Here is a 10,909-nt window from a genome sequence, read left to right on the forward strand (position 1 = left end):
ATGCCCATCATCGAGCCGGCGTTGGGCCAGCAGGTCGCCGACGCGATGCGGCGACGCGGCATCCACCTGCGCACGGGCGTGGACGTCACGGGCTTCACGCTCGACGACTCCGGGCGTGTGACGGGCGTCGAGACCGCCGACGGCACCCTCCCGGCCGATGTCGTGATCCTCGGGCTGGGCGTCGCGGCGCGCTCGGGGCTGGCGTCCGACGCGGGCCTGCCGACCGGCGTCAAGGGCGGCATCGTCGTCGACGACCGGCAGAGGGTCGAGGGCTTTGCGGAGATCTGGGCGGCGGGCGACTGCGTCGTGACGATCGACCGCGTCACGGGCGAGCCGATCCACCTGCCACTGGGCACCCACGCCAACAAGCAGGGCATGGTCGCCGCCGACAGCATCGCCGCTGATCTGCTCGGCGAGGAGCCGCGGCTGTCGTTCCCCGGCGTTGTCCAGACCGCCATCACGAAGTTCTGCTCGTTGGAGATCTCCCGCACCGGCCTCGACGCCCAGCAGGCGAGGGACGCGGGCCTCGACCCCGTCGTCGTCTCGATCGAGACCACCAACTTCGCCGGCTACATGCCCGGCGCCGGCATGATGACCGTCGTGATGGTGGCCGACCGGATCACCCGCCGGCTGCTGGGCGCGCAGATCGTCGGCGCGGAGGACGCAGCCCTGCGCATCGACGTCGCCGCCACGGCTCTCGCGGCCGGCATGACGGTCGACGCCGTCGTGATGCTCGACCTCGCCTACGCCCCGCCGTTCTCGTCGGTGTGGAGCCCGATCCAGGTCGCGGCGCGGGCCGCCGTGAAGGCCTTGGCAGGGTGACTGCCCCTTTGCCGCGCGGACTGGGATACTGACATTGGTCTGCACCCTTCGTCTGCCCGTTTTCCGTCCACAGGAGATCTGATGCCCGTCGCCACACCCGAGGTCTACGCCGCGATGCTCGACAAGGCCAAGGGCGAGTCGTTCGCCTACCCGGCCATCAACGTGTCGTCGTCCCAGACCCTGAACGCCGCCCTCGCAGGCTTCGCCGAAGCCGAGAGCGACGGCATCATCCAGGTGTCGACCGGCGGCGCGGAGTACTTCTCCGGCCCGACGGTCAAGAACATGGTCTCCGGCTCGCTGGCGTTCGCCGCGTTCGCCGAGGAGGTCGCCAAGAAGTACCCGGTCAACGTCGCGCTGCACACCGATCACTGTCCCAAGGACAAGCTCGACGGGTTCGTGCGTCCGCTCATCGCCGCCTCGGCCGAGCGCGTCAAGGGCGGCGGCCTGCCGTACTTCCAGTCGCACATGTGGGACGGCTCGGCGATCCCGCTCGAGGAGAACCTCGAGATCGCTCAGGAGCTGCTCGCGCAGTGCGCCGCGGCGAACATCATCCTCGAGGTCGAGATCGGTGTCGTCGGCGGCGAGGAAGACGGTGTCGAGGGCGGCATGGGCGAGCACCTCTACACGACCCCCGACGACGCCCTCGCGGCCGCCGCGGCGCTCGGCGTCGGCGAGAAGGGTCGCTACCTCACGGCCCTGACGTTCGGCAACGTCCACGGTGTCTACAAGCCCGGCAACGTGACGCTGCGCCCGGAGATCCTGAAGGCCGCGCAGGAGGCCGTCGCCGCCAAGTACGGCAAGGCGTCCCCGTTCGACCTGGTGTTCCACGGCGGGTCCGGCTCGCTGCCCGAGGAGATCTCGGCGGCGGTCGACTACGGCGTCGTCAAGATGAACGTGGACACCGACACGCAGTACGCCTTCACGCGCCCCGTGGCCGGCCACATGTTCGTCAACTACGAGGGTGTCCTGAAGGTCGACGGCGAGGTCGGCAACAAGAAGCAGTACGACCCGCGCGCCTGGGGCAAGGCCGCCGAGGCTGGCATGGCCGCCCGCGTCGCCGAGGCGTGCACCGCGCTGCGGAGCGCCGGCACCAAGCTCTGATCCCCGCTGGGTCGGTTTACCACGGTCCCTGAGCAAGTCTGCGCCTACCGCGGGAAATTTCCTGCGGTAGGCGCAGGCTTGCTACGGGTGGTGGACCGTCGCGGGGTTGGTGCGAGGATGGCGTCATGACGAACCTCTTCGGTGAACCGCCCGCGACCCTGCTGCCCGAGGACCCCGGTGCCGCCGAGCTGTCCGCCGGCGACAGCCCGCAGACGGTCGCCTCGCTGCACCCCGACTCCGCCCTCGCCTGGGTCACCTTGGCCGAGCTGGCCCTCGCCGAGGGCAAGGACCTCGAGGGCTACGCCTTCGTGCGTACCGGCTACCACCGCTCGCTGGACCTGCTGCGCCGCAACGGCTGGAAGGGCCACGGGCCGCTCCCCTGGGAGCACGAGCCCAACCGCCCGTTCCTCCGGTCGCTCGCCGCATTGGCGGACGCCTCCGAGCGTCTCGGCGACGAGGGCGAGGCGCACCGGTGCCGCGAGTTCCTGCACGAGTCGAGCCCCGAGGCGTACGCCGAGCTGGTCGCGTCGCAGGGCTGAGCCCTGACTCCCCGCGGCAGACCTGTTCCTCCCGCGGGAAATCTCCTCCGGGGAGAGCCTGTTTGCCGAGGGACCGTGGTAAACCGACGGGGAGCGGTCAGGGGACGTACATCGTCAGCGCCGCGGCCTGCAGCTTCCAGATGTGGGTCGTCGACGGCTTGGTGAGCTCGCCGTCGCTGGTGCATCGCAGGGCGTCCCCGCGGACCGTGACCTCGGTGCCGCGCAGGTAGACGACGTCGTCGCGACGGTGGTGGTCGCCGCGGCGGACGCTGAACGCGTACGCGATGCGGCGTCGTGGTGACTCGGTGTAGGACACCGACACGTCGAGCCTGCCGTCGGAGGGGTCGGCCTGGGGGAGCAGGGGTGCCCCGCCGCCGACGAAGCGCCCGTTGCCCACCGCGACCTGGATCACCGGCTCCTTGCGGGGGAGCGTCTTGCCGTCGACCGTGATCGTCAGCCGGGCGCCGTCGGAGGTCAGCCCGCGCAGGCCCGTGACGATCGCCCCGATCAGGTAGCCGATCGGCCCGAGCGCCTTCTTCCACGGCCGCGCCGCCGCGGCCGCCTCGGCGCCGATGCCGATGTGCGCGGCGTTGATGACGACGCCGTCCTTGTCGTCGAGGATCAGGTCGATCGCCTTGGTGTGCCCCGTCGTGAGGACCTCGGCGGCGCGCAGCGGCTCGTCCGGCAGCCCCAGGGTCGCCGCGAAGTCGTTGCCCGTGCCGAGCGGGACCAGCCCGATCGTGACGTCGGCCAGCCGGCCGGCATGGTGGAGGGCGGCCACGACGGCGTGCAGGCTGCCATCGCCGCCGAGCACGAGGACGGCATCGACGTCGGCCCGATCGGCGAGAGCGGCCGCGAGGTCGTCGGGCCCGGACGTCGTCACGAGCTCGACGTCGAAGTCGTCCCGCAGCGCGGCGACGACCTCCTTGACGACCTCGTCGGAGGACGTGCCGGCATCGGCGTTGGCGATCGCGAGGAGGGACGTCATCAGGCCCGTCAGACTACTGGGACACCTGCTCGTCCGTGTCGACGACTCGGGTCGCGGGCTCCCCGAGCCGGACCGCGACGACGCCCGCCAGGATCAGCGCGCCGCCGGCGAACTGGATCGTCCCCGGCGCCTGGCCGAGCAGCAGCCACGCGAACACGACGCTCATGACGGCCTCGGACAGGCCGACGAACGAGGCGAGCCGCGAGCCCAGCCGGCGGGTCGCGGCGATCCCCAGGACGTACGCCAGCGCGGCCGTCACGACGCCCAGGCCCAGGATCGGCAGCCACCAGGGGACGGATCTGTCGGCCAGGACGACGTCGGCGTCCGACATCGCGATCGGGACGATGCCGACCAGGCCGGCCACCAGCAGGACGACCCCGCCGAGCGTCAGCCCGCCGGCGGCCAGGACGATCCCCGGCAGCCCGTTGTCCTCGTCGGCGGAGATGACCCAGTAGAACGCCGCCCCGAGCATCGCGCCGAGGGCCCAGGCGACACCGATCAGGTCGATGTCGACGCCCGAGACGAGGTCGAGGACCAGCATCAGCCCGGCGAGCGCGACGACCGCCCCGGCGATCGTGAGCCGGCCCGGACGCTGGCCGTGCCGGGCCCACATCCATACCAGGACCGCGACCGGCGAGGTGAACTCGATGAGGATCGCGACACCGACGTCCATCCTCGCGACGGAGCTGAAGTACGCCAGCTGGCACCCCGCGACCGCGATCAGCCCGTACGCCGTGATGAGCCCCAGGTTGCCGCGCACCAGGTGCCAGCGCCCCCGCAGGGTGAGGGCGGCCGGGACGGCCAGGGCCGCCGCGGCGATGAGGATCCGGGCCGTGACGGCGGCGCCCGCGGTCCAGCCGGCGTCGATGAGGCCCTTGGCCAGCGGTCCGGACAGGGCGAACGACGCGGCCGACAGTGCCGCCAGCGCCAGCCCCGGGACGATCCGGGACGGAGCCAGCGCGGTGTCATTGGTCAAGGCGCTCATGGCTCATGACACTAGGGCCGGGTGAGGTAAGGTGTCAACATGGTCTTTGCTCATGACACCGGGCTGGCGCTGCAGTCGGCCGTGTGGCTCGCCAACTCGGCGCAGGATCCCGACACGCTGACGTCGACCGAGCAGCTGGCGGCCTTCTTCGTCGACAACGGCTACACCGGACGCCTGGTCGGTGACCGCGCCGAGCTCGAGGACGTACGGGCCCTGCGTCCCACCCTCCGCGAGCTGCTGACGAGCAGCCGGGACGAAGCCGTCGAGATCGTCAACCGTCTGCTCCGCGACGGCCACGCGCTGCCCCAGCTGGTGCGCCACGGCCAGACCGACTGGCACCTGCACGCGACCGACGACGACGAGCCGCTCGCGACGCGCATCGCGGTCGAGACCGCGATGGCGATGATCGACGTGGTCCGGGCCGACGAGATGTCCCGGCTCGACGTCTGCGCGGACGAGGACTGCCGCGGTGTCGTGCTCGACCTGTCGCGCAACCGGTCACGGCGCTTTTGCAGCACGGCCTGCGGCAACCGGGCCGCGGTCGCCGCCTATCGCGCCCGCCAGGCGTGAGCCCCCAGCACCACGATCGTGAAATCGGCTAGACTGCGCCAGTAAGAGCCCCGCAACCACGGGGCTTGTCGCATGTGTGAGGGTGGTGCATTTCCATGCCCGCAGTCGTCATCGTCGGAGCCCAGTGGGGCGACGAAGGCAAGGGCAAGGCCACGGACATCCTGGGTAGCCGGGTCGACTATGTGGTGAAGTTCAACGGCGGCAACAACGCCGGGCACACGGTCGTGATCGGCGACCAGAAGTACGCCCTGCACCTGCTCCCGAGCGGCATCCTCAGCCCCGGCTGCGTGCCGGTCATCGGCAACGGCGTCGTGGTCGACCTCAAGGTCCTGTTCGAGGAGATCGACGGGCTCAACGAGCGCGGCATCGACACCTCGCGGCTCGTGGTCAGCGCCAACGCGCACGTCATCGCCGACTACAACCGGACGATGGACAAGGTTGCCGAGCGCTTCCTGGGCAGCCGCAAGATCGGCACCACCGGCCGCGGCATCGGCCCGACGTACGCCGACAAGATGAACCGTCTCGGCATTCGCATCCAGGACCTGTTCGACGAGAAGATCCTGCGCCAGAAGGTCGAGGGCGCGCTGGAGCTCAAGAACCAGATCCTCACCAAGATCTACAACCGCCGCGCGGTCGAGGTCGACGAGATCGTCGAGGAGCTTTTGTCGTACGTCGACCGGCTCCGCCCGATGGTCGCCGACACGCCGCTGGTGCTGCACGACGCGCTCAAGGCCGGCAAGACGGTCCTGCTGGAGGCCGGCCAGGCGACCCTGCTGGACGTCGACCACGGCACCTACCCGTTCGTCACCTCGTCCTCGGCGACGACGGGTGGCGCGTGCACCGGCTCGGGCATCGCCCCGACCGAGATCACCCGCGTCATCGGGATCGTCAAGGCGTACGCCACGCGGGTCGGCGAGGGCCCGTTCCCGACCGAGCTGTTCGACGCCGACGGCGAGCAGCTGCGCCAGAACGGTGCGGAGTTCGGCACCACGACCGGCCGTCCGCGTCGGTGCGGCTGGTACGACGCCCCGATCGCCCGCTACGCCGCGCGCATCAACGGCGTCACGGACTTCGTCCTGACCAAGCTCGACGTCCTGACCGGCTGGGAGCAGATCCCGGTGTGCGTCGCCTACGACGTCGACGGCGAGCGGGTCGACGAGATGCCGATGACCCAGACCGGCTTCCACCACGCCAAGCCGATCTACGAGTACTTCCCCGGCTGGACCGAGGACATCTCCGCGGCCCGTACGTTCGAGGACCTGCCGCAGACGGCCCAGGACTACGTCCTGGCGCTCGAGGGGATGTCCGGAGCCCGCATCTCGACGATCGGCGTCGGCCCCGACCGGGAGCAGTCGATCGAGCGCTTCGACCTGCTCTGATCCATCTAGAACTGAGGCCATCACCGTGAAGACCCTCGTCATCGGCACCGGCGGCCGCGAGCACGCCCTGGCCCTCGCCCTGTCCCGCGACCCCCAGGTCACCGAGGTGCACGCCGCCCCGGGCAACCCCGGCATCGCCGCCGTCGCGACCCTGCACGACGTCGACCCGATGGACGGGGCCGCGGTCGCCGCGCTCGCCACCGGGATCGGCGCCGACCTGGTCGTCGTCGGCCCCGAGGCGCCGCTCGTCGCCGGGGTCGCCGACGCCGTGCGCGCGGTGGGCATCGCGTGCTTCGGGCCGAGCCGGGAGGCCGCCCAGCTCGAGGGCTCCAAGGCGTTCGCCAAGCAGGTCATGGCCGGCGCCGAGGTGCCGACCGCGATGGCCCACGTGTGCGAGACGGCCGAGCAGGTCGTCGACGCGCTGGACGCCTTCGGACCGCCGTACGTCGTCAAGGACGATGCGCTCGCGGCCGGCAAGGGCGTCGTCGTGACGGACGACCGGCAGGCCGCGATCGACCACGCGGCGGCGTGCGACCGGGTCGTGATCGAGGAGTTCCTCGACGGCCCCGAGGTGTCGCTGTTCGCGATCACCGACGGTGAGACGGTCCTGCCGCTGCAGCCGGCCCAGGACTTCAAGCGGGCCTACGACGGCGACGCGGGTCCCAACACCGGCGGCATGGGCGCCTACACGCCGCTGCCGTGGGCGCCGGACGACCTCGTCGCGGAGGTCAGCCGCCGGGTCCTGGTCCCGACGGTCCAGGAGATGGCCAGGCGGGGCACGCCGTTCCAGGGCCTGCTCTACGCGGGTCTCGCGCTGACCGCGCGGGGTGTGCGCGTCATCGAGTTCAACGCCCGCTTCGGCGATCCCGAGACGCAGTCGATCCTGTCGCTGCTCAAGACGCCGCTGTCGGCGCTCCTGCACGGTGCGGCGACCGGGTCGCTCGCCGAGGTCGGCCTGCCGCAGTGGCAGGACGCCTCGTCGGTGACGGTCGTCGTCGCCGCCGAGAACTACCCCGAGTCGCCGGTCAAGGGCGACGTCATCCACGGGATCGACGCCGCCAACGCCCTGGACGGTGTCGACGTCATCCACGCCGGAACCGCCGAGGTCGACGGCCGGCTCGTGACGGCCGGCGGGCGCGTCCTGTCGGTCACCGCGATCGGCGCGGACCTCGCCGAGGCGCGGACCCGGGCGTACGCCGGGGTCGACCTGATCGACATCCGCGGTGCCCACCACCGGACCGACATCGCCCTCGCGGCGGAGCAAGGGACAATAGAGCCGTGACCACCCCCAACGTCCTCGCCAGCCGCTACGCCTCCCCGGAGGTCGCGCGCATCTGGTCGCCCGAGCACAAGATCGTCCTGGAGCGCCGGCTCTGGATCGCGGTGCTGAAGGCGCAGAAGGACCTCGGCGTGGAGACGCCCGACGGGGTCATCGAGTCGTACGAGTCGGTCGTCGACCGTGTCGACCTGGCCTCGATCGCCGAGCGGGAGAAGATCACCCGCCACGACGTCAAGGCCCGGATCGAGGAGTTCGCGGCCCTCGCCGGGACCGAGCACATCCACAAGGGCATGACCTCGCGGGACCTGACCGAGAACGTCGAGCAGCTGCAGATCAAGGCCTCGCTCGAGCTCATGCGGGACCGCGGCATCGCGACCCTGGCCCGGCTCGGCCGGCTCGCGACCGAGCACGCCGAGCTCGTCATGGCCGGTCGCAGCCACAACGTCGCGGCCCAGGCCACGACCCTCGGCAAGCGCTTCGCGACGATCGCCGACGAGCTCATCGTCGCGGTCGAGCGGCTCGACGACCTGATCGCCCGCTACCCGCTGCGCGGCATCAAGGGCCCCGTCGGCACGGCCCAGGACCAGCTCGACCTGCTGGGTGGCGACGAGGCCAAGCTCGTCGAGCTCGAGCAGCGTGTCGCCACGCACCTCGGCTTCCGGAAGGTGCTGACCAGCGTCGGCCAGGTCTATCCGCGCTCCCTCGACTACGACGTCGTCACGGCGCTGGTCCAGCTCTCCGCGGCGCCGTCCAACCTCGCCACGACGATCCGGCTGATGGCCGGCAACGAGATCGTCACGGAGGGCTTCAAGCCCGGCCAGGTCGGGTCCAGCGCGATGCCGCACAAGATGAACACCCGTTCGTGCGAGCGGGTCAACGGCCTCGCGGTGATTCTGCGCGGGTACGCCTCGATGGTCGGCGAGCTCGCCGGCGACCAGTGGAACGAGGGCGACGTGTCCTGCTCCGTGGTCCGCCGGGTCGCGCTGCCCGACGCGTTCTACGCTGCCGACGGCCTGTTCGAGACGTTCCTGACGGTGCTCGACGAGTTCGGCACGTTCCCTGCGGTCATCCAGCGCGAGCTCGACCGCTACCTGCCGTTCCTCGCCTCGACCAAGGTCCTGATGGCCGCGGTCCGCAACGGCCGCGGGCGCGAGACGGCGTACGACGCGGTCAAGCAGCACGCTGTCGCGGTGGCGCTCGAGATGCGGGAGAAGGGCGCGGCCGAGAACGACCTGTTCGCGCGGCTCGCCGCCGACGAGCGTCTGGGGCTGTCCGAGCAGGACCTCGCGAGCCTCGTCGCGTCGCCGATCGACTTCACAGGTGCCGCGGTCAGCCAGGTCCGGGCGGTCGTCGCCCGGGTCGAGGAGCTCGTCGCCGCGAGCCCCGAGGCAGCGGCGTACACGCCCGGCTCGATCCTCTGAGCCCGCGCGCCCCCGGGGCGCGCGACCTAGGCTGGAGGACGTGTCCCTGTCCTTCGTGCCCGTCGTCCTGCTGGTCGGTGGGGTCGTGCTCGTCGCCTGGGCCGTGCGCCGGCGGCAGGCGGTGAGGCTGCTGCCGCAGGACTGGACCCCGGTCGTCGGCCAGGCCGTCGAGATCGGCGGCACCCGCCGGGTGGAGTATCCCGCTCCCGACGGCCGCCGGCTGCGGCTGCAGGTCCCGTCCGGCGTCGAGGTGCCGCCCGGCGACGTCGAGGTGCTGCTCGATCCGCACGACGCGTCCCGTGCCCGGCTGGCCGTCGCCGATCGGGAGGCCGCACGCCTCGTGCGTACGCTCCTCGCGACGGGTGCGGTCGCGCTGGTGCTCGCCGCGGTGACCGCCGTCGCCTTCCTCTGACGGTGGCCCTGCCGCCCGTCCGGGAGCACCACTAGGCTGGCCCCGTGCCCCTCGACATCCCCGGAGCGACCCACCTTCACTCGGGCAAGGTGCGTGACCTGTACGAGGTCGCGGACGGCCACCTGCTGATGGTCGCGTCCGACCGCATCTCGGCGTTCGACTTCATCCTCACCCCCGGGATCCCCGACAAGGGCGAGATCCTCACCCGCATGTCGCTGTGGTGGTTCGACCAGCTCGCGGACCTGGTCCCCAACCACGTCGTCTCGACGACGGTGCCCGAGCGGGTCCGTGGCCGCGCCCTGGTCGTGGAGAAGCTCGACATGTTCCCCGTCGAGTGCGTCGCCCGCGGCTACCTCACCGGATCGGGACTGCTCGACTACCAGGAGGCCGGCGAGGTGTGCGGCGTCCCGCTGCCGGCCGGGCTGGTCGACGGCTCCCGGCTGCCGGAGCCCATCTTCACCCCCGCGACCAAGGCAGACCTGGGCGAGCACGACGAGAACGTCTCGTTCGAGCAGATCACCGAGACGATCGGGCTGGAGGCCGCCACCGCGCTCAAGCGGCTGACCCTCGACATCTACGCCCGGGCCGAGGAGATCGCCCGCGGGCGCGGCATCGTCCTGGCCGACACCAAGCTCGAGTTCGGCGCGCGCCCCGACGGCACGATCGTGCTGGGCGACGAGGTGCTGACCCCCGACTCGTCCCGCTTCTGGCCGGCCGACTCGTGGCAGCCGGGACGGTCGCAGCCGTCGTACGACAAGCAGTTCGTCCGCAACTGGCTGCTCTCGCCTGAGTCCGGGTGGGACCGGGCCGGTGACAGCCAGCCGCCGACGCTGCCGGCCGCGATCGTGGACAAGACCCGCGAGCGGTATGTGCAGGCGTACGAGCAGCTGACCGGCGAAACATTCTGACGCTCGTCCCGCGGTGACCGGGTGGCACCGGAGTGACGACGGTAGGGTGAAAGTCCTGTCCTACCCCGAGGAGACGTCGTGACCAACCTTGCCGGCCTGCTGGAAGATTCCGTCGACAAGTTCGCCGATCGGACGGCGATCGTCTTCGGCGACACCCGACTGACCTACGCGCAGGTCGACGGGGCGGCCAACCAGGTTGCCAACCTGCTGGTCGAGCGGGGCATCGAGCCCGGCGACAAGGTCGCTCTGTCCTCGCCCAACCTGCCGTACTTCACGATCATCTACTACGGGATCCTCAAGGCCGGGGCCACCGTCGTGCCGCTCAACGTGCTGCTCAAGCCCCGCGAGGTGGCCTACCACCTGACTGACTCGCACGCCAAGGCGTACTTCGCGTTCGAGGGCACGCCGGACCTGCCGATCGGCGAGGCGGCGTGGGAGGGCTTCGAGGCGACCGAGTCGTGCACCGAGTTCTTCCTCATCAAGCTGGACTCCCAGCAGCCCGAGC

General features: G+C 71.1%; 12 protein-coding genes. 10 read left to right on the forward strand and 2 right to left on the reverse strand.

Translation table 11 applies throughout. The features are described 5' to 3' along the window. The 3 genes from JWQ91_RS15585 to JWQ91_RS15595 all read left to right on the forward strand — a co-directional run. A partial coding sequence (locus JWQ91_RS15585) for an FAD-dependent oxidoreductase (RefSeq protein ID WP_297786207.1) occupies nucleotides 1-822 on the forward strand: 822 nt, incomplete at its 5' end. An 81-nt stretch (nucleotides 823-903) separates the two neighbouring features. Then, nucleotides 904-1,923 carry a class II fructose-bisphosphate aldolase gene (fbaA, locus tag JWQ91_RS15590; protein ID WP_297786210.1) on the forward strand — a complete coding sequence of 340 codons (1,020 nt, stop codon included), beginning with the start codon at nucleotides 904-906 and terminating at the stop codon, nucleotides 1,921-1,923. 125 nt (nucleotides 1,924-2,048) lie between these two features. Then, nucleotides 2,049-2,462 (forward strand): DUF3151 domain-containing protein, encoded by a 414-nt coding sequence (locus JWQ91_RS15595; RefSeq protein WP_297786212.1) that lies wholly within the window; start codon nucleotides 2,049-2,051, stop codon nucleotides 2,460-2,462. Nucleotides 2,463-2,559: 97 nt separating this feature from the next. Here JWQ91_RS15595 and JWQ91_RS15600 read toward each other — a convergent pair whose 3' ends face one another. Both JWQ91_RS15600 and JWQ91_RS15605 read right to left on the reverse strand, forming a co-directional pair. Then, on the reverse strand, nucleotides 2,560-3,450 hold the full coding sequence (locus tag JWQ91_RS15600; RefSeq protein WP_297786215.1) for a YegS/Rv2252/BmrU family lipid kinase: 891 nt from the start codon (nucleotides 3,448-3,450) through the stop codon (nucleotides 2,560-2,562). Nucleotides 3,451-3,463: 13 nt separating this feature from the next. Further along, entirely contained in the window at nucleotides 3,464-4,435 is a 972-nt protein-coding gene (locus JWQ91_RS15605; protein ID WP_297786218.1) for an EamA family transporter, read from the reverse strand. 39 nt (nucleotides 4,436-4,474) lie between these two features. On the opposite strand from JWQ91_RS15605, the gene JWQ91_RS15610 reads away from it, so the two are divergent. From JWQ91_RS15610 to JWQ91_RS15640, 7 genes are all read left to right on the forward strand, one after another. Further along, complete coding sequence (locus JWQ91_RS15610) at nucleotides 4,475-5,005, forward strand: CGNR zinc finger domain-containing protein (protein ID WP_297786221.1); 531 nt, start codon at nucleotides 4,475-4,477, stop codon at nucleotides 5,003-5,005. 95 nt (nucleotides 5,006-5,100) lie between these two features. Continuing rightward, entirely contained in the window at nucleotides 5,101-6,384 is a 1,284-nt protein-coding gene (locus JWQ91_RS15615) for an adenylosuccinate synthase (protein ID WP_297786224.1), read from the forward strand. A 25-nt stretch (nucleotides 6,385-6,409) separates the two neighbouring features. After that, complete coding sequence (gene purD, locus JWQ91_RS15620; protein WP_297786227.1) at nucleotides 6,410-7,666, forward strand: phosphoribosylamine--glycine ligase; 1,257 nt, start codon at nucleotides 6,410-6,412, stop codon at nucleotides 7,664-7,666. After that, nucleotides 7,663-9,084, forward strand: coding sequence for an adenylosuccinate lyase (gene purB / locus JWQ91_RS15625; RefSeq protein ID WP_297786230.1), 1,422 nt, complete (start codon nucleotides 7,663-7,665; stop codon nucleotides 9,082-9,084). The genes purD and purB overlap by 4 nt, the downstream gene beginning before the upstream one ends. A gap of 40 nt (nucleotides 9,085-9,124) precedes the next feature. Continuing rightward, a complete protein-coding gene (locus JWQ91_RS15630; RefSeq protein ID WP_297786237.1) occupies nucleotides 9,125-9,496 on the forward strand; it encodes a DUF3592 domain-containing protein in 372 nt (123 codons plus the stop codon). A 44-nt stretch (nucleotides 9,497-9,540) separates the two neighbouring features. After that, nucleotides 9,541-10,404 (forward strand): phosphoribosylaminoimidazolesuccinocarboxamide synthase, encoded by an 864-nt coding sequence (locus JWQ91_RS15635; protein WP_297786239.1) that lies wholly within the window; start codon nucleotides 9,541-9,543, stop codon nucleotides 10,402-10,404. 78 nt (nucleotides 10,405-10,482) lie between these two features. Further along, nucleotides 10,483-10,909: AMP-binding protein (locus JWQ91_RS15640; RefSeq protein ID WP_297786243.1), on the forward strand; the 427-nt coding region annotated here is incomplete at its 3' end.

The organism is Aeromicrobium sp., assembly GCF_025965075.1.
GTDB lineage: Bacteria > Actinomycetota > Actinomycetes > Propionibacteriales > Nocardioidaceae > Aeromicrobium.

What these genes read in the sequence shown, in the direction of transcription:
- JWQ91_RS15600 (WP_297786215.1), bottom strand. Translation starts at nt 3,450, where the DNA reads ATGACGTCCCTCCTCGCGATCGCCAACGCCGATGCCGGCACGTCCTCC.
- JWQ91_RS15595 (WP_297786212.1), top strand. Translation starts at nt 2,049, where the DNA reads ATGACGAACCTCTTCGGTGAACCGCCCGCGACCCTGCTGCCCGAGGAC.
- fbaA (WP_297786210.1), top strand. Translation starts at nt 904, where the DNA reads ATGCCCGTCGCCACACCCGAGGTCTACGCCGCGATGCTCGACAAGGCC.
- JWQ91_RS15610 (WP_297786221.1), top strand. Translation starts at nt 4,475, where the DNA reads ATGGTCTTTGCTCATGACACCGGGCTGGCGCTGCAGTCGGCCGTGTGG.
- JWQ91_RS15615 (WP_297786224.1), top strand. Translation starts at nt 5,101, where the DNA reads ATGCCCGCAGTCGTCATCGTCGGAGCCCAGTGGGGCGACGAAGGCAAG.
- JWQ91_RS15605 (WP_297786218.1), bottom strand. Translation starts at nt 4,435, where the DNA reads ATGAGCGCCTTGACCAATGACACCGCGCTGGCTCCGTCCCGGATCGTC.